The sequence below is a fragment of the Micromonospora sp. NPDC048063 genome, from assembly GCF_043202855.1.
Lineage (GTDB): Bacteria > Actinomycetota > Actinomycetes > Mycobacteriales > Micromonosporaceae > Micromonospora.
Map to the genome: position 1 here is coordinate 121,131 of NZ_JBIDBG010000003.1, position 17,319 is coordinate 138,449.

Genomic DNA, 17,319 nt, shown 5'->3' on the forward strand with positions numbered 1-17,319 from the left:
GAGTGACCGGAGGGGATGGGGCGCGCGGCGATCGGGTTTCTCCCCCGAGCCCGATCGCCGCGTGCCACGCCCCGTGGCCGCCAGCCGGAAGGGATTCGACGTGCGTACTGGTCAGCAGGCCCGCGCCGACCGCGCCGGCGGCCTCCGATGACCCGGTTCCTCGTGGTGCTCACCGACGTCCGGCCCGTCGACGGCGCCGGCCGCGACGAGCGGACCTGCCCCGAGCGGCGCCGCCAGGTGGTCGGCGCGACCAGCCGCGAGGCGGCCGACCGGATCGCCGGCGCGTTCATGGCGCTGGGCATGGTGCGGGCCGGCCGGCAGCGGGTCAAGGTGATCGCCATCGGCCGGCGGCACGCGCGCGGCTGACGCCGCCACGGGCGGCGCGGTCGGGAGACGGCCCCGCCGGGCGGACGGCCCGCCCGGCCGGCGGCCCGGCCCGGCGGAGAGGCGCGGCCCGGCGCCCCGCCGGGCCGTCCGGCGTCACAGCATCCGGCGCCGCTTCAGGTACGCCACCAGGTCGTCGTAGACGCCCCCCTCGTTGGCGAACATCGCCACGTTGCGGGCGGTGGCCATCCACGGATTCGTCGAGGGCCGGACCTCCTTCGCCGCCCGCTCCAGGTCCCGCTGCTCGATCATCCGCACCTCGCCGGTGCGTACGGAGTCGGCCATCGCGTACTCGGCGGCGGTCTCGCAGAGGTGTGCCAGGTCGGCGCCGGAGTAGTCCTCGGTGGCCGCCACGATCTTCCGCAGGTCGATCCCGGCGATCGGCCGCTCCCGCAGGTGGTACTCCAAAATGGACGCGCGCGCCTCCGCGTCCGGCGGCAGCACCAGCACCACCCGGTCGAGCCGGCCCGGGCGGCGCAGCGCCGGGTCGACGTCCCACGGGGTGTTGGTGGCGGCCAGCACGAAGACGCCCTCGTTGCTGCCCTCCATCCCGTCCAGCTCGGCCAGCAGTTGGTTGCCCAGCGTCCGCATCGAGCTGGAGCCGACCTGCGAGCGCTTGTGCCCGAGCGCGTCGACCTCGTCGAGGAAGAGCACGCACGGGGCGTTGCGGCGGGCCGCCTGGAACAGCTCGTGCAGGTTGCGCTCCGAGTTGCCCATCCACATGTCCAGCACGTCCACGATCGACAACGAGATGAACTTGGCGCCCATCTCCCCGGCGACCGCGCGGGCCAGGAAGGTCTTGCCGCAGCCGGGCGGGCCGTAGAGCATCAGGCCGCCGCGCAGGCTCTTGCCGTACATCTTGCGCAGTTGCGGGTTGCGCAGCGGGCCGAGGAAGGCCAGCTCCAGCCGCTCCTTGACCGCCGCCATGCCGCCGACGTCGGCCAGCCGGATGCCGGAGGTCTCCACGTCGTACACCCGGTCGGAGTCGCCGGTCACCGGCTCCGGCTCGTCGCCGGCACGGGCGAAGCGCGGCGGCACGACGTCGGCCAGCTCCTGCTCGTAGGCCGCCAGCGGGTCGTGGCCGGCGGTCGCGGCGGGGCCGCCGGGCCCGGCCGGCGCCGGGCGCTGCGCCGGCGGCTGCGGGGCCGCCGGGGCCGGCGCCGACGGCGGGGGTACGGAGCCGCCCAGCGCCCGCTGCATCAGGGCCTGCGCCTGGTCGTTGCCCGGATCCCGGGCGAGCGCCTGACCCACCTGCGCGATCGCCTCCCCGGCCCGGCCGGCGTCCAGCAGCAGCGAGGCGAGGTGGAGTCGCAGCGGCAGGTCGTCGGGGCGGGCGTCCAGGGCCGCCGTCAGGGACTCGATGAGGGGATCAGCGCTCATAGGACGAGCAGCGTAGTGGGCGTCCGGTGCCGTCACCGCCCCGGATCTCCGCCCGAGCGATTACGCAACGTATATCCTTTGTTGACCGATTGCCGCGCACTGTCGCCTGTCCCCCGGGTATCGGCAGCCGAGGCCCGCCACGCACAGTAAGGTCAACCGGGTGAGCGCCACCACCGGCGCAGCAGTCGCGTACGAAGAGGTGACCGGAGTGACCACCCCAGGCAGGACCCGCGTGGCGATCGTCTTCGGCGGCCGCAGCCCGGAGCACGGCATCTCCTGCGTCAGCGCCGGCAGCGTGCTCGGCGCCCTCGACCCGGACGAGTTCGAGGTGGTGCCGGTGGGCATCACCCGGGCCGGGCAGTGGGTGCTGACCAGCGGCGACCCGGCCCAGTTGGCGATCAACGCGCGCCGGTTGCCGGAGATCACCGCCGAGTCCGGCGCCGACATCGTGCTGCGCGCCGACCCGACCGGCAACGGGCTGATGGTGCTCGACCCGACCGAGGGTCCCCGGGCGCTCGCCGACGTCGACGTGGTCTTCCCGGTGCTGCACGGCGCGTACGGGGAGGACGGCACCATCCAGGGCATGCTGGAGATGGCCGGCATCCCGTACGTCGGGGCGAACGTGTTCGCCTCCGCCGCCGCCATGGACAAGGAGTTCACCAAGAAGCTCTGCGCCGCCGAGGGCATCCCGGTGGGCCCGTACGCGGTGCTGCGCAACGGGATGACGCTGAGCGAGGCGGACAAGGAGCGGCTCGGCCTGCCCGTGTTCGTCAAGCCCTCCCGGGCCGGTTCGTCGTTCGGCATCACCAAGGTCACCGACTGGGCGGACCTGGACGCCGCCGTCGCCACCGCTCGCCAGATCGATCCGAAGGTGCTGGTCGAGGGGGCGGTCGTCGGCCGCGAGATCGAGTGCGGCGTGCTGGAGGGCGAGGCCGGCGGCGCGCCGGAGGCGTCGGTGCTCGCCGAGGTGCGGGTGGTCGGCGAGTACGACTTCTACGACTTCGAGGCGAAGTACATCGACTCCGAGGAGGCCTGCGAGTACGACATCCCCGCCGGCCTGCCCGAGCGGGTGACCCGGCAGGTCCAGGAGTACGCCGTCCGCGCCTTCACCGCGCTGGACTGCGCCGGCCTGGCCCGGGTCGACTTCTTCGTCACCCCGGAGCTGGACGTCTACCTCAACGAGATCAACACGATGCCGGGCTTCACCTCGACGTCGATGTTCCCCCGGATGTGGGCGGCGTCCGGGCTGGAGTACCCGAAGCTGGTCAACCGCCTCATCCGCACCGCCCTGCACCGCGGCGTCGGCCTGCACTGACCTGTAAGGAAGGGCACCTTCCTAACGCCTGATGCATAGGAAGGGTCCCTTCCTAACGACTGGCGTCGGGGAGGGACCCTTCCGGGTGGCTGGGCGTCAGCCCTGGCAGCCCCGCGGGGTGTCGCCGCCGGAGGGCACGGAGGCCACGATCGTCTCCGAGATGGGGGAGACCCACTGCAACGCCTGCCCGTACGACCGCGGCACGCGGACCGTCACGGCGGTCTCCCGGTCCAGCGTGGTGAGCACGGTGACGTCCGTCTCCTCCTGGGCGTACCAGCAGACCTTGTTGACCGTCCACACGTCGTCCGTCTCGCCGACGGTCGGCTCGGCGCCGCCGCAGGCCAGCGTGAGCGCCGGGTCGCCGTACGCGGCGTTCTGCTCCGGGCCGGCGGTGACCGGGCGCTGGGCGAGGTCGTTGACCGTCGGCGGCAACTGGGAGAGCAGCGCCCGGCAGACCGTGGCGGGCCGTTCGGCCAGCGCCGGGGCGGCCATCTCGACCGGGGCGGTGGACTGGGCGCGGGAAGCACTTGCCGTCGGGCTCGGCGCGGCGGCCGGCTCGGCCGGCTCGTCCGGGGAAAGCTGGACGAAGGCGAGCACGCCGACCAGCGCGGTGATCGGCAGCGCGACCAGCGTGGCGATCAGCGCGGCGCTCCGGGTCGTCCGGTCCCGGGCCGGGCGGTCGGGGGCGGCCTCGTCCGCCTGGGCGGAATCGGTCGCGGGAGAGTCAGTGATCTTGTCCACTTACAGGCGCACCACCGAACACGTGAGGGTGCGGGTGATGCCGGGCACCATCTGCACCTTGCTGACGATGAGTTTGCCGAGCTCGTCGACGGTGTTCGCCTCGGTGAGCACGACCACGTCGTACGGCCCGGTGACGGCGTCGACCCGCACCACGCCGGCAAGGTCCGCGATGAGACCGGCCACGTCGCGCGCGCGACCGACCTCGGTCTGGATGAGGATGTACGCCTGTACCACGACTCGACCTCCGTCCGTCGCCGCCTGCGGGGCGGCCCGAAGGGAGAAAGTACCTTACGGACCAGGTCTGATCCCTATCGGTGGTCAAGGAGAAGCGGTGAGCGAGCACGGCGGAGGGCCGGCATGAGTGTCGCGGGGGTCGGCGAGTTCGGCCTGATCGACCGGGTGACCGCCCGGTTGTCGTACGGATCAACCGTTCTGCTCGGTCCCGGGGACGACGCGGCGGTGGTGGCCGCCCCGGACGCCCGGGTCGCGGCCTCGACGGACGTGTTGGTGGAGGGGCGGCACTTCCGGCGGGACTGGTCCGCCGCGCGTGAGGTCGGCCACCGTGCGGCGGCGGCCAACCTGGCCGACATCGCCGCGATGGGGGCGGAGCCGACCGCGCTGCTGGTCGCGCTCTGCATGCCGCCCGAGTTGGAGACCGGGTGGGCCGAGGAACTCGCCGACGGGCTCGGCGCCGAGGCGGCGAAGGTCGGCGCGAGCGTGGTGGGCGGGGACATGTCCGCCAGCCCCACGCTGACGATCGCGGTCACCGCCCTCGGCGACCTCGGCGGCCGGCCGCCGGTGACGCGCTCCGGGGCGCGGCCCGGGGACGTGCTGGCCCTGGCCGGCCGGACCGGGTACGCGGCGGCCGGGCTGACGGTGCTCTCCCGGGGCTTCCGCACCCCGCGGCTGCTGGTGGAGGCGTACCGGCGGCCGGAGGTGCCGTACCGGGCCGGACCGCACGCGGCCCGGCTCGGCGCCACCTCGATGATCGACGTGTCGGACGGGCTGCTCGCCGACCTCGGGCACGTGGCCAAGGCCAGCGGCGTGGCCCTCGACGTGCGCCGGGACGCCTTCGAGGTGCCCCGGCAGATGCGCGACGCCGCCCAGGCCCTGGGCGTCGACCCGTACTCCTGGCTCCTCACCGGGGGCGACGACCACGCGCTGGCCGCGACCTTCCCGCCGGCGGTGGCGCTGCCGCCCGACTGGCGCCCGATCGGGCGGGTGACGGCGGGCTCCGGCGTCACGGTCGACGGCGCCCCGTACGACGGACCCGCCGGCTGGGACCACTTCCGGTAAGGGCCGGCGTTGGTCGTACCCTTTACGCCGTGAGTGAGATCGAGATCCGTGCCGAGCGCTTCGACTCGCCGGTCGCGCAGCGGCTGATCCGCGCCGCGCTGGCCGACCTCGGCGCCCGGTACGGCGGCAGCGGCGACGACACCCCGGTGGACCCGGGCGAGTTCGTGCCGCCGGCCGGCGCCTTCCTCGTCGCCCACCTCGGCGGCGAGCCGGTCGGCTGCGGCGGCTGGCGCAGCCACGGCGACGACGGCGACACGGCCGAGTTGAAGCGGATGTACACCGACCCGGCGGCCCGGGGCCGGGGTGTGGCCCGGGCGGTCCTGGCCGCCGTGGAGCGCTCGGCCCGCGAGCACGGGCGCAAGCGGATCGTCCTGGAGTGCGGCGACAAGCAGCCCGAGGCCATCGCCATGTACACCGCGGCCGGCTACGAGCGGATCCCGAACTTCGGCTTCTACAAGGACGCCCCGGGCTGCCTCTCGTTCGGCCGCACCCTCTGAGCCCTTTCCTTCGGTCGCACCCCCTGAACCGTCGCACCCCCTGAGCCGTCGGACCCGGCGGCGGCTCCCGGCCCGGCCGGGGAAGCCGCCGGGCCGGCTACGGCACGATCAGGCGGTGGTGAACAGGATCTGCTCGGCGGCCTTGCCAGCCGCGTCGGTCGCCTCGGCCGGGTCGGCGCCCCAGGCCAGCAGGTGACCGCTGCGCCGCAGCGAGGACGTCACCTCCGTCACGGTGTCGCCGACTGCCACGTCGAGCTGCACCTCCAGCACGCCGGGCACCCGGCGGGCCGCGCGCAGCCCGTCGACGGCGGTGACGGTGCCGGGCGCGGCCAGCAGGAACTCGACCGCCGCCGCGCCGGTCGGCCGCGCCGGCAGGGCCGGCCGCTCCCCGCACAGCGTCCGCAGGTACGCCTCGATGAACCCGCACTCGTACGCGATCGACACCAGCGCGGTGATCATGTCGCCGGGCAGCCGGGCGGCGCACTCGACCAGCGTCGGCACCCCGTCGGCGACGATCCACTCGCTGTGCAGGGTGCCGGTGCGGAAGCCGGCGGCGGCGGCCAGCCGGGTCGCCACCTCGACCAGTGCCCGGCGGGTGGGGTCGGGCAGCGCGGTCGGCACCGTGTGGCCGGTCTCCACCGGGGAGCGCCCCGGGAGCACCCGCTTGTCCGTGACGTTGGCGAAGATCACCTCGCCGTCGGCGACGAGCAGCTCGACGCTGTGCTCGCGCCCGTCGACGACCTGCTCGACGAGGACGCCCGTTGGCAGCCCCCGACCGGTCGCCTCCGGCGGGTCCTCGGGCGAGGCGGTGCCCGCCCACGCCCCGGCGACCTCCGCCGGGTCGGCGATGATCTGCACGCCCAGGCTGCCCGAGCGGCGGGTGGGCTTCAGCACGCACCGGCCGCCGTGCCGTCGGGCGAACTCGGTGGCCCCGGCGGCGGAGTCGACCAGCGCGAAGGCCGGGTTGGCCAGGCCGGCCTCGGCGGCGAGCAGCCGCATCCGGTGCTTGTCGGAGAAGACGTCGGCCGCCGCCGGACCGGCGCCGGGCAGGCCGAGCGCCTCGGCGAGCCGGGCGGTGGCCCCGACGGCGTACTCGAGGCCGGGCATGACCAGCCGGGCGGCGGCCAGCCCGGGTGCCCGGGTGACCAGCGCGGCGGCGTCGAAGCCGATCTGGTACTCGGCGGGCACCACGCGGGAGATGAAGGGCATCTCGCGGGCGAACCGCTCCAGCCCCCGGCGCTCGATGACGTCGGGTTCCTCGACGAGGACGACGCTGTCGGCGGGCAGTTCCTCGCTGAACCAGCGCAGCATCCCGAGGGAGGCACCGACGATGACCATCTCGTCCCGGCCTAGGTCAAGCTGCACCAGTCGTCCCTCCGTGCTCGGTCGCCCCCGCGCCGGTCCGACCCGGACTCGCGGCGCACGCAGACCCTAACCGGGCCCGCGCCGCGCGTCGAAGGGCGGTCGCGTACCCGTCAGCCGACCCGTCCGGACCCGACACGAACCGGCCCGGGGCCGCCGGGAACCGGCACGAGGCGGGCAACCCTGGACACGACAGAACCGGCGGGCCCTCGAGGGCCCGCCGGTAATGACGAGTGTGAAGCTGGGGCCTACCGCGTCAGGCGCGGGTGACCTTGCCGGCCTTGATGCACGAGGTGCAGACCTGCATCTTCTTGGTGTTCCCGCCACCGGCCGGGGTACGCACCGACTGGATGTTCGGGTTCCAGCGGCGGTTGGTCCGCCGGTGCGAGTGGGACACGTTGTGGCCGAAGCCCGGTCCCTTGCCACAGACGTCGCACACGCTAGCCACGGGATACTCCTGGGTTTGAAACGTTCATGAGGTCGCCGCCAGGCGCTGCCCGGGCAACCTGGCCAGGTTACCCGATGACCCGCGCACCCGACCAACCGGCCCCGGGCGGCGCCCGGGGCGGAGCTGGCACGGCGCGGCGGGGTCGCCCGGTCGGCGCCGTCCCTTCCGGCAGCACCGTACGAAGGGACGCGACCACGAGGGTAGTGCCGGCCGGGGGCACCGGAGCCGGCGGCCCCCGACCAGCGGGCCGGGTCGCGCCGGCTCGTCGGGGTGTCGACGTGACGGGCGGCCGGGGAGCGCCGGGCCGGACACGCCGCCGGACGGCCGGCGACCCCGGCGCGCGTCGGTGCCCGCCAGTAGGCTTCTCGCCGTGTTGGACACCCTCGACGCCGCCGCGGTCCGCCGCTGGTGCGCGGGCGGGCTGGCCGCGCTCAGGCGGCACCAGGGCGAGATCGACGACCTGAACGTCTACCCGGTGCCCGACGGCGACACCGGCACCAACCTGGTGCTCACCCTCACCTCCGCGCAGCAGGCGCTGGCGATGGACCTCGGCACCCTCCCGGAGGACGGGCCCACCCCGCACGGGCACGCGCTGCGGCTGATGGCCCGGGGCGCGCTGCTCGGCGCCCGGGGCAACTCCGGGGTGATCCTGTCGCAGATCCTGCGCGGCTTCGCCGACGCGGTCGCCGCCGTGCCCGCGGTGCGCGGGCGGGAGCTGGCCGCCGCGCTGCGCGACGCGACCACGGCCGCCTACGCCGCGGTCGCCCGCCCCGTCGAGGGCACGCTGCTCACCGTCGTCGCCGCCGCGGCCCGCGCCGCCGAGCGGGCGGACAGCGACGACCTGCGGGCGGTCGCCCGGGCGGCGGCGGGCGAGGCGGCGCGGGCGCTGGCGCGCACCCCGGAGCAGCTCCCCGCGCTGGCCCGGGCCGGCGTGGTCGACGCCGGCGGCCGGGGCCTCTGCCTGCTGCTCGACGCCCTGGTCGAGGTCGTCACGGGGGAGAGCCCGGAGCGTCCCGCGCCCGCGCCGCGTGCGGCCCGCCCGCCGGCCACCGCCGTCCGCGAGACCGGTTCCGAGGAGTACGCCTACGAGGTGCAGTTCCTGCTCGACGCCGCGCCCGAGGCGGTGGGCCGGTTGCGGGCCGAGCTGGCCGCCCTGGGCGACTCGCTCGTGGTCGTCGGCGACGGGAGCGCCGGTGCGGGCACCTGGAACGTGCACGTGCACGTCAACGACGTGGGCGCGGCGATCGAGGCGGGCGTGGTCGCCGGCCGGCCGCACCGCATCTCGGTGACCCGCTTCGCCGACCAGCCGGCCCTCGCCCCGCCGATGGCGCGCGACGGCCGCGCGGCGGTGGTGGTGGCCGCCGGCGCGGGCATCGCCGAACTCGTCGCCGGCGAGGGCGCCACGGTGGTGCCCGGCAACCCGTCCACGGGCGAGCTGCTGGACGCGATCCGCGCGACCGGCGCCGCCCGGGTGGTGGTGCTGCCCAACGACCCCAACACGCAGGCGGTGGCGAGCGCCGCCGCCGAGGAGGCGCACCGGCTGGGCATCAAGGTCAGCGTGGTGCCCACCCGGTCCCCGGTGCAGGCGCTGGCCGCCCTCGCGGTGCGCGACCCGGCCCGCCGCTTCTCCGACGACGTGATCGCGATGGCGGAGGCGGCCGGTGCCTGCCGCTACGCCGAGGTCTGCTACGCCAGCCGCGAGGCGCTGACCGTCGCCGGCCCCTGCCGCCCCGGTGACGTGCTGGCGCTGGTCGAGGGCGAGGTGCACCTGATCGGGTCGGACCTGGCCGACACCTGCGCCGCCGTGGTCGACCGGATGCTCGGCGGCGGCGGCGAGCTGGTCACCCTGCTCTCCGGGGCGGACGCCCCGGCCGGGCTGGCCGAGGTGGTCCGCGAGCACGTCGGCCGGCGCTGGCCGTTCGTCGAGGTGCAGGCGTACCCGGGCGGGCAGCCGTACTATCCGCTCCTGGTGGGGGTCGAATGACGTCCGAGCCGTGCACGGTGGACACGCCGCTGAAGAAGCTGGTCGGGGAGAAGACCGCGAAGGCCCTCGCGAGCCACCTCGACCTGCACACCGCGGGTGACCTGGTCTACCACTTCCCGCGCCGCTACGACGAGCGCGGCGAGCACACCGACATCCGCTCGCTCGACGTCGGCGAGCAGGTCACCGTGCTGGCCCAGGTGCAGCGCACCGCCGTACGCCCGATGCGCCAGCGCCGGGGCAACCTGCTGGAGGTGACGGTCGGCGACGGCTCGGGCGGCACCCTGACCCTCACCTTCTTCGGCAACCAGGCGTGGCGGGAGCGGGAGCTGCGCCCCGGCCGGTGGGGGCTGTTCGCCGGCAAGGTCACCGAGTTCCGGGGCAAGCGGCAGCTCAACGGCCCCGAGTACGTCCTGCTCGGCGAGGGCGGCGACGGCGAGGCGGCGGCCAGCGAGGAGATCGAGGAGTTCGCCGGGGCGCTGATCCCGGTCTACCCGGCCGCTGCGGCGGTGCCCACCTGGGTGATCGCGCGCTGCGTCCGGGTGGTGCTGGACACCTTCACCCCGCCGGAGGACCCGCTGCCCGCCACCCTGCGGGCGAGCCGCAAGCTGGCCGGCATCGACGTCGCGTTGCGTGAGATCCACCGGCCGTCCAGCAAGGAGGCGCTCTACCGGGCCCGCCGGCGGCTCAAGTGGGACGAGGCGTTCGCCGTGCAGCTCACCCTGGTGCAGCGCAAGCACCGGGCCGCCGCGTGGCCGGCCCGGCCCCGTCCGGCGAAGCCCGGCGGCCTGCTCGACGCGTTCGACGCCCGGCTGCCGTACGAGCTGACCCCCGGCCAGCGGGACGTGGGGGTGGAGATCGCGGCGGACCTGGCCACCGCCCACCCGATGCACCGGCTGCTCCAGGGCGAGGTCGGTTCCGGCAAGACGGTGGTCGCGTTGCGCGCGATGCTCCAGGTGGTCGACGCCGGCGGGCAGGCCGCGCTGCTGGCCCCGACCGAGGTGCTCGCGGCGCAGCACCACCGGGGCATCCTCGACCTGCTCGGGCCGCTCGGCCGGGCCGGCGAGCTGGGCGCGGCCGACGACGCCACCCGGGTCGAGCTGGTCACCGGCTCGTTGGGCGCGGCGGCCCGTCGGCGCGCCCTGGCCGAGGTGGCCAGCGGGGCGGCCGGCATCGTGCTCGGCACCCACGCCCTGCTCTACGAGGGCGTCGACTTCGCCGACCTGGGCCTGGTGGTGGTGGACGAGCAGCACCGGTTCGGCGTCGAGCAGCGCGACGCCCTGCGCGCCAAGGCCGACCAGCCGCCGCACGTGCTGGTGATGACGGCCACCCCGATCCCGCGCACGGTGGCGATGACGGTCTACGGCGACCTGGAGACCTCGACCCTCTCCCAGTTGCCGCAGGGCCGCTCGCCGATCGCCTCGCACGTGGTTCCGGCCGCCGAGAAGCCGGCGTTCCTGGACCGGGCCTGGCGGCGGCTGCGCGAGGAGGTGGCCGCCGGCCACCAGGCGTACGTGGTCTGCCCGCGCATCGGGGAGGGCCCGGCCAGTGAGGAGGAGCCGCCGCCGGTCGACGACAACGGGCGGCGGCCGCCGATGGCGGTCACCGAGGTGGCGCCGCTGCTCGCCGAGGGGCCGCTGCACGGCCTGCGGATCGGCGTGCTGCACGGCCGGCTGCCGGCCGACGAGAAGGACGCGGTCATGCGTTCCTTCGCCGCCGGCGACGTCGACGTGCTGGTCGCCACCACCGTGGTCGAGGTGGGCGTCAACGTGCCGAACGCCACCGTGATGATCGTGCTCGACGCCGACCGGTTCGGCGTGTCCCAGCTGCACCAGCTTCGCGGCCGGGTCGGCCGGGGCTCGGCGCCCGGGCTGTGCCTGCTGGTCACCGAGGCGCTGGAGGGCGCCTCCGCGCGGGAGCGGCTCGACGCGGTCGCCTCCACGACGGACGGGTTCAAGCTCGCCGAGCTGGATCTGGAGCAGCGGCGCGAGGGCGACGTGCTGGGGGCCACCCAGTCGGGGCGGCGGTCGCACCTGCGGCTGCTGTCGCTGCTGCGCGACGCCGACCTGATCCGGGACGCCCGGGCCGAGGCGATCGCCCTGGTCGAGGAGGATCCGGAGCTGGCGCGGCACCCGGCGCTGGCCGCGTCGGTGGCGGCGCTGGTCGACGAGGAACGCGCGGAATACCTGGAGAAGGGCTGACCCGGCGCCGGCGGGCGCAGGTCGCGGCCGTGGCGTGCACCGGGCGGGCGTCGGCCGCCGGCGCGTCGCGTAGCGTCGTGCGCATGAGCAGGAGGAGTCCGTGACCCGGATCGTGGCCGGGACGCTCGGCGGGCGCCGGATCGCCGCCCCGCCCGGGGCGGGCACCCGGCCCACCTCGGACCGGGTCCGCGAGGCGCTGTTCAGCGCCGTGCAGGCCGAGGTGGACCTGACGGGCGCCCGCTTCGCCGACCTCTACGCGGGGTCCGGCGCGGTCGGCCTGGAGGCACTTTCCCGGGGCGCCGCGCACGTGCTGCTGGTGGAGTCCGACCCGCGGGCGGCCCGGGTGATCCGGGAGAACGTCGCGGCGTTGCGCGCCGCCCCGGCCGCCCGGCTGGTCACCGGCAAGGTGGCCACGGTGCTGGCGGCCGGCCCGGACGGCGACCCGTACGACGTGGTCTTCGCCGACCCGCCCTACGCGGTGTCGGACGCGGAGGTCACCGCGATGCTCGCCGCGCTGGCCGACGGCGGCTGGCTGGCCCCCGACGCCCTGGTCGTGGTGGAGCGGTCCAGCCGCACCGGGCCGGTCGGGTGGGGGGACGGTGTCACCGGCGAGCGCAGCCGCCGGTACGGCGAGACCACCCTTTGGTACGGTCGCCGATCATGAGACGTGCGGTGTGTCCCGGCTCGTTCGATCCGGTCACCAACGGACACCTCGACATCATCGGCCGGGCGAGCCGCCTGTTCGACGAGGTGATCGTGGGCGTGCTGGTGAACCAGTCGAAGAGCGGCCTGTTCACCGTCGAGGAGCGCATCGACATGCTCCGCGAGGTGACCGCCTCCTACGACAACGTCCGGGTCGAGTCGTTCCGTGGCCTGCTGGTCGACTTCTGCCGGGCGCAGCAGGCGAGCGTGCTGATCAAGGGCCTGCGGGCGGTCAGCGACTTCGACTACGAGCTGCAGATGGCGCAGATGAACATCGGCCTGGCCGGCGTCGAGACCTTGTTCATGCCAACCAACCCGCTCTACTCGTTCCTCTCCTCCAGCCTGGTCAAGGACGTGGCGAAGTGGGGCGGCGACATCTCCGCCCACGTGCCCGACCGGGTTCGGGAGGAGTTGCGGGCCCGCCTCGCGCCGCCGGCCCGCGACTGACCTCCGCCGCGCCACCGGGCGGTCGGGCGCGCTGGCCCCGACCGTCCGCCGGCTCCTGCCCGCCGCCCGCCCCGCCGGGGTCGGCGGGGCGGACGGCGCGACGCGCCGGGCCGGGGTGAGAGGCGCGGTGTGGCCGGGGCGCGACATGATGTGTGGAGCGGGAACCCGGCCGTAGCCCGCATCATGTAGGTCGGCCCGACGAACGACAGGAGTGAGCTACCGGTGGACTCGCTCGATCGCATCGACGAACTGATCGCCATGGTGGAGCAGGCGCGTTCCGTCCCGATGTCACGCAACAACTGCATGGTCGACCGGGGCGAGTTCATCGCGGCCCTCGACGAGCTGCGCGCCGAACTCCCGGTGGAGGTGCGCAAGGCCGTCGCGCTGCTGGAGGAGCGGGACAAGATCATGGAGGCCGGCAAGCGGGAGGCCGACCGGATCATCAGCGAGGGTGAGGCGGAACACGCCCGCCTGGTCTCGGTGAACGAGATCACCGTCTCCGCCGAGCACGAGGGCGCCCGGATCATCGCCGAGGCCCGGGCCGAGGCACAGCGCCTGCGCGAGGAGGTCGACGACTACGTCGACACCGCGCTGGCCAACTTCGAGCAGTTCCTCACCCGGGCGTTGGCCTCGATAGAGCGCGGCCGGGACAAGATGCACGCGCTGCGGGAGATCGGCACCTTCGCTGGGGACGAGGCGGAACGCCCGCTACCCTTCTGAACGGCACCTCACCAGCCGACGGACGGGGCGGGCGTCGCCCCCGGTTCGACGGTCCGGCGGTCGCCCAGGTAACCTTTTTTGTCGGCCTCTCACCGGCCGGAGTCTGACTATGCCCAAACACACGCCTTCCACACTCAACCCCAGGTCGCCGCTGGTCCTCGACGCGAGGGAGCTGCCGCGCCGGCCTGGTGCGTTGCGTACGGTCAAGCGGGTGGCACCGGCACCGGCGGACCTCGGCGTGGAGTTGATCGGCGTGCCGGAGGGCGCGGACCTCGACCTCGACCTGAGGTTGGAGTCGGTGTCCGAGGGCGTGCTCGTCTCGGGGACCGTCACCGGTCCCGTGCGGGGCGAGTGCGGCCGGTGCCTGCGCGAGATCAACGACTCGGTGGCCGTGCGGATCCAGGAGCTGTACGCGTACGAGAACAGCACCACGGACTCCACGACCGACGAGGACGAGGTGGGCCGGATGCAGGGAGACCTGATCGACCTGGAGCCGGCGCTGCGGGACGCGGTGGTGCTCGCGCTGCCGACCAACCCGCTCTGCCGGGAGGACTGCCCAGGCTTGTGCCCCGACTGCGGGGTGCACTGGGATGATCTGCCGGCCGACCACAGTCACCAGCAGATCGACCCGCGATGGGCGGGCCTGTCGCAACTGACCCGTAAAGAGGAGTAGGAACCGTGGCCGTCCCCAAGCGCAAGATGTCGCGCAGCAACACCCGCGCCCGCCGGGCGAACTGGAAGGCTGCCGTGGTCGCGACCGTGGCCTGCCCGCAGTGCAAGTCCGCCAAGCTGCCGCACGCCGCCTGCTCCGTCTGCGGCACCTACAACGGCCGCCAGGTCCTCGAGGTCTGACCTGGACGCCGAGTGACGCCCCCGACCGCAGGTCGGGCGGCGCGCGCACCCTGGCGAACGCCCGGTGCCCCGGCTCCCACCGACGCCGGCCGGCCTGGTCCGGCCGGCGTCGCGGCGGAGCCGGGCACCGCGCGGATCGCCGTTGACCTCCTCGGCGGGGACGACGCTCCCGACGTCGTGGTTGACGGCGCTCTGCGGGCCGTGCGCGCCGATCCTGACCTGCACCTGCTGCTCGTCGGCCCGGCCGAGGTCGCCGGCGAGGTGGTCCACGCCCTCGACCCGGCGCAGCGCGCGCGGGTCGCCGTCCGGCCGGTCCGCACCGCCGTGAGCATGGCCGACCACCCCGTGGCCGCCCGCTCCGACAGCACCGTCCGCGCCGCCGTGCACGCCGTTCGCGACGGCGCCGCGGACGCCCTCGTCTCCGCCGGCTCGACCGGCGCCACCGTCACCGCGGTCGCCCTCGGCCTCGGCCGCTGGCCGGACGTACGCCGTCCCGCGCTGGTCGCCACCCTGCCGGCCGTCGCGGGCCCGGTGGTCCTGCTCGACGTCGGCGGCTCGCTCGAGCCGCGCCCGGCCACCCTCGCCCGGCACGCCGTCCTCGGCGCGGCCTACGCCGCGGTGGCGCACGCCGTCGGGACCCCGCGCGTCGGGCTGCTCTCGGTCGGCACGGAGGCCGGCAAGGGTGACCGTGCCCGCCGGCTCGCCGATCCCGTCCTCGCTGCCGCGTCGCTGCCCTGCGGTGGTCGCTACGTCGGCCTCGTCGAGGGGTACGACGTCTCCCTCGGCGCGCGCGCGGATGTGGTGGTGACCGACGGCTTCACCGGTAACGTGCTGCTCAAGGCGATCGAGGGCGCGTACGCGATGGCCGGCGGGCCCCCGCCCGGCGGTGGCGCCCCCCGGGCAGCCGCCCTGCTCGGGGTGGCCGGCACGGTGGTCGTCTGCCACGGCGCGGCCCGTCCCGAGGACGTCGCCTCCGGCATCGCCCTGGCCGCCCACCTCTGGCGGCGGCGCGCCGCCGACCAGGTCCGCGCGCTGCTCGACGGCACCGAGGCGGGCGACCGCGAGGAATGCACCGACCGCACCACCGACACCGAGGTACCCACATCATGAGCAACGACAAGCGGCGGCGGGCGTCCGTCGGTCACCTGGAAGCCGCGTTCGGCGTCAGCCTGGATCCGGAGCTGCTGGAGCGCGCGCTGACCCACCGCTCGTACGCGTACGAGAACGGCGGCCTGCCCACCAACGAGCGGCTGGAGTTCCTCGGCGACTCGGTGCTCGGCGTGGTGATCACCACCGCGCTGTTCCACAACCACCCCGACCTGCCCGAGGGGCAGCTGGCCAAACTGCGGGCCAGCGTGGTCAACATGCGCGCCCTCGCCGACGTGGCGCGCGGCCTGGGCCCGGACGGGCTCGGCGCCTACCTGCTGCTCGGAAAGGGGGAGGAGACCACCGGCGGCCGGGACAAGGCGAGCATCCTCGCCGACACCCTGGAGGCGCTGCTCGGCGCGATCTACCTCCAGTACGGTCTGGACACCGCGGCGATCGTCATCCACCGGCTGTTCGACCCGCTGATGGCCGAGTCGGCCGGGCGGGGCGCCGCCCTGGACTGGAAGACCAGCCTCCAGGAGTTGACCGCGGCGCTGGGGCTCGGTGTGCCCGAGTACCGCATCGAGGGCACCGGGCCGGACCACCTCAAGACCTTCACCGCCTGGGTGGTGGTCGCCGGCAACCGCTACGGCGGGGCCGACGGGCGGAGCAAGAAGGAGGCCGAGCAGCGGGCTGCCGAGGCAGCCTGGCGCACGCTCACCGAGCAGGCCGAGCAGGCCGAGCAGGCCGAGCAGGCCGAGCGGGCCGAGCAGGAGCGGGCCGAGGCAGCCGCCGGGGCGGCGGGCGCCGAGGTCGAGGCGGGCCTGGGCCGTGCCTGAGCTGCCGGAGGTCGAGACGGTCCGGCAGGGGCTGGCCCGGTGGGTCACCGACCGGCGGATCGCCTCCGTCGAGGTGCACCACCCCCGCGCGGTGCGCCGGCACGCCCCCGGCGGCGGGCACTTCGCCGACGTGCTGGCCGGCCGGACGGTGCGCGACGTGCGCCGGCGGGGCAAGTACCTGTGGCTGCCGCTGGACAGCGGGGACGCCGTCGTCGGGCACCTGGGCATGTCGGGCCAGCTGCTGGTGCAGCCGGCCGACGCGCCCGACGAGACGCACCTGCGCGTCCGGTTCCGCTTCGCCGACGACGGGCCGGAGCTGCGCTTCGTCGACCAGCGCACGTTCGGCGGGCTGTCGGTCTCCGCGGGCGGCGCGGAGCTGCCGGCGGAGATCGCGCACATCGCCCGTGACCCGATGGACCCGGAGTTCTCCGACGCGTCGTTCGCCGCCGCGCTGCGCCGGCGGCGTACGGAGGTCAAGCGCGCCCTGCTGGACCAGACGCTGATCTCCGGGGTGGGCAACATCTACGCCGACGAGGCGCTGTGGCGGGCGAGGCTGCACGGCGCCCGTCCCACCGACGCGCTGACCGGCCCGGCCGCGCTGCGGCTGCTGGGCCACGTCCGGGACGTCCTCGCCGAGGCGATCAAGTCCGGCGGCACCAGCTTCGACGCCCTCTACGTCAACGTCAACGGGGAGAGCGGCTACTTCGACCGGTCGCTGAACGTCTACGGCCGGGAGGGCCTGCCGTGCCACCGCTGCGGCGCGCCCGTGCGTCGGGAGGCGTTCATGAACCGTTCGTCGTACAGTTGCCCGCGCTGTCAGCCCCGCCCCCGGGGGGCCCTTCGGGGATGACCCCGAGGCGTTTTCCGGGTCGCCGTCGGCGCGTCGGCCCCGGCCGGTCGGGGATCGCCCTCCCGACACGCCGGTTTCGGCCCGACTCGCCCGGCCGGACCGTCGTTCAGGCCGCGTACAGGTTCCGGGGAAGGGCCGGGGCCGTTCCCTGATGTCCCGGGCCCGTTCCGTCCATAGCGTCAACCCCGTTGACAGGGGGTTGACGTGACAGGGGGACC

The 17,319-nt window shown here is 75.0% G+C and carries 19 protein-coding genes; 14 read left to right on the forward strand and 5 right to left on the reverse strand.

Features of this window, described 5'->3' with window-relative positions:
* The first annotated feature begins 147 nt into the window (after window positions 1-147).
* Entirely contained in the window at window positions 148-366 is a 219-nt protein-coding gene (locus ACGFZ2_RS08945; RefSeq protein ID WP_350704800.1) for a hypothetical protein, read from the forward strand.
* 114 nt (window positions 367-480) lie between these two features.
* Here ACGFZ2_RS08945 and ACGFZ2_RS08950 read toward each other — a convergent pair whose 3' ends face one another.
* Window positions 481-1,764 (reverse strand): ATP-binding protein, encoded by a 1,284-nt coding sequence (locus ACGFZ2_RS08950; RefSeq protein ID WP_393451628.1) that lies wholly within the window; start codon window positions 1,762-1,764, stop codon window positions 481-483.
* Window positions 1,765-1,972: 208 nt separating this feature from the next.
* Between ACGFZ2_RS08950 and ACGFZ2_RS08955 the strand changes: the two genes are divergently transcribed.
* Window positions 1,973-3,079 carry a D-alanine--D-alanine ligase family protein gene (locus ACGFZ2_RS08955; protein ID WP_393267021.1) on the forward strand — a complete coding sequence of 369 codons (1,107 nt, stop codon included), beginning with the start codon at window positions 1,973-1,975 and terminating at the stop codon, window positions 3,077-3,079.
* Window positions 3,080-3,175: 96 nt separating this feature from the next.
* Here ACGFZ2_RS08955 and ACGFZ2_RS08960 read toward each other — a convergent pair whose 3' ends face one another.
* Both ACGFZ2_RS08960 and ACGFZ2_RS08965 read right to left on the reverse strand, forming a co-directional pair.
* Window positions 3,176-3,820 carry a DUF3515 family protein gene (locus ACGFZ2_RS08960; protein ID WP_393451631.1) on the reverse strand — a complete coding sequence of 215 codons (645 nt, stop codon included), beginning with the start codon at window positions 3,818-3,820 and terminating at the stop codon, window positions 3,176-3,178.
* Complete coding sequence (locus ACGFZ2_RS08965) at window positions 3,821-4,054, reverse strand: Lrp/AsnC ligand binding domain-containing protein (RefSeq protein WP_013284547.1); 234 nt, start codon at window positions 4,052-4,054, stop codon at window positions 3,821-3,823. It abuts the gene before it with no gap.
* A 123-nt stretch (window positions 4,055-4,177) separates the two neighbouring features.
* On the opposite strand from ACGFZ2_RS08965, the gene ACGFZ2_RS08970 reads away from it, so the two are divergent.
* Together ACGFZ2_RS08970 and ACGFZ2_RS08975 are read left to right on the forward strand one after the other, a co-directional pair.
* Window positions 4,178-5,116 carry a thiamine-phosphate kinase gene (locus ACGFZ2_RS08970; RefSeq protein ID WP_393451634.1) on the forward strand — a complete coding sequence of 313 codons (939 nt, stop codon included), beginning with the start codon at window positions 4,178-4,180 and terminating at the stop codon, window positions 5,114-5,116.
* Window positions 5,117-5,145: 29 nt separating this feature from the next.
* Window positions 5,146-5,613, forward strand: a complete 468-nt coding sequence (locus tag ACGFZ2_RS08975; RefSeq protein WP_357453453.1) for a GNAT family N-acetyltransferase — start codon at window positions 5,146-5,148, stop codon at window positions 5,611-5,613.
* A gap of 108 nt (window positions 5,614-5,721) precedes the next feature.
* Here the strand turns inward: ACGFZ2_RS08975 and ACGFZ2_RS08980 are convergent, their stop codons facing one another.
* Entirely contained in the window at window positions 5,722-6,978 is a 1,257-nt protein-coding gene (locus ACGFZ2_RS08980) for an ATP-grasp domain-containing protein (protein WP_393451638.1), read from the reverse strand.
* A gap of 253 nt (window positions 6,979-7,231) precedes the next feature.
* Entirely contained in the window at window positions 7,232-7,423 is a 192-nt protein-coding gene (gene rpmB / locus ACGFZ2_RS08985; protein WP_088963534.1) for a 50S ribosomal protein L28, read from the reverse strand.
* Between the two features lie 370 nt (window positions 7,424-7,793).
* On the opposite strand from rpmB, the gene ACGFZ2_RS08990 reads away from it, so the two are divergent.
* From ACGFZ2_RS08990 to mutM, 10 genes are all read left to right on the forward strand, one after another.
* A complete protein-coding gene (locus ACGFZ2_RS08990; RefSeq protein WP_393451641.1) occupies window positions 7,794-9,407 on the forward strand; it encodes a DAK2 domain-containing protein in 1,614 nt (537 codons plus the stop codon).
* On the forward strand, window positions 9,404-11,605 hold the full coding sequence (recG, locus tag ACGFZ2_RS08995) for an ATP-dependent DNA helicase RecG (protein ID WP_350704813.1): 2,202 nt from the start codon (window positions 9,404-9,406) through the stop codon (window positions 11,603-11,605). The genes ACGFZ2_RS08990 and recG overlap by 4 nt, the downstream gene beginning before the upstream one ends.
* 100 nt (window positions 11,606-11,705) lie before the next feature.
* On the forward strand, window positions 11,706-12,269 hold the full coding sequence (gene rsmD / locus ACGFZ2_RS09000; protein ID WP_393451646.1) for a 16S rRNA (guanine(966)-N(2))-methyltransferase RsmD: 564 nt from the start codon (window positions 11,706-11,708) through the stop codon (window positions 12,267-12,269).
* Window positions 12,266-12,754 (forward strand): pantetheine-phosphate adenylyltransferase, encoded by a 489-nt coding sequence (coaD, locus tag ACGFZ2_RS09005; RefSeq protein WP_350704816.1) that lies wholly within the window; start codon window positions 12,266-12,268, stop codon window positions 12,752-12,754. The genes rsmD and coaD overlap by 4 nt, the downstream gene beginning before the upstream one ends.
* 222 nt (window positions 12,755-12,976) lie before the next feature.
* Window positions 12,977-13,474 carry a hypothetical protein gene (locus ACGFZ2_RS09010; protein WP_350680447.1) on the forward strand — a complete coding sequence of 166 codons (498 nt, stop codon included), beginning with the start codon at window positions 12,977-12,979 and terminating at the stop codon, window positions 13,472-13,474.
* A gap of 109 nt (window positions 13,475-13,583) precedes the next feature.
* The gene (locus ACGFZ2_RS09015) at window positions 13,584-14,147 is read left to right on the forward strand and encodes a YceD family protein (RefSeq protein ID WP_357695289.1); all 564 of its coding nucleotides are present in this window, start codon (window positions 13,584-13,586) and stop codon (window positions 14,145-14,147) included.
* Between the two features lie 5 nt (window positions 14,148-14,152).
* Window positions 14,153-14,326, forward strand: a complete 174-nt coding sequence (gene rpmF / locus ACGFZ2_RS09020; RefSeq protein WP_091096818.1) for a 50S ribosomal protein L32 — start codon at window positions 14,153-14,155, stop codon at window positions 14,324-14,326.
* A 135-nt stretch (window positions 14,327-14,461) separates the two neighbouring features.
* Window positions 14,462-15,436 (forward strand): phosphate acyltransferase PlsX, encoded by a 975-nt coding sequence (locus ACGFZ2_RS09025; protein WP_393452549.1) that lies wholly within the window; start codon window positions 14,462-14,464, stop codon window positions 15,434-15,436.
* Window positions 15,433-16,251, forward strand: coding sequence for a ribonuclease III (rnc, locus tag ACGFZ2_RS09030; protein WP_393451649.1), 819 nt, complete (start codon window positions 15,433-15,435; stop codon window positions 16,249-16,251). Before ACGFZ2_RS09025 ends, rnc begins: the two co-directional genes overlap by 4 nt.
* Window positions 16,244-17,101 carry a bifunctional DNA-formamidopyrimidine glycosylase/DNA-(apurinic or apyrimidinic site) lyase gene (mutM, locus tag ACGFZ2_RS09035; protein ID WP_393266779.1) on the forward strand — a complete coding sequence of 286 codons (858 nt, stop codon included), beginning with the start codon at window positions 16,244-16,246 and terminating at the stop codon, window positions 17,099-17,101. Before rnc ends, mutM begins: the two co-directional genes overlap by 8 nt.
* Window positions 17,102-17,319 lie beyond the last annotated feature (218 nt).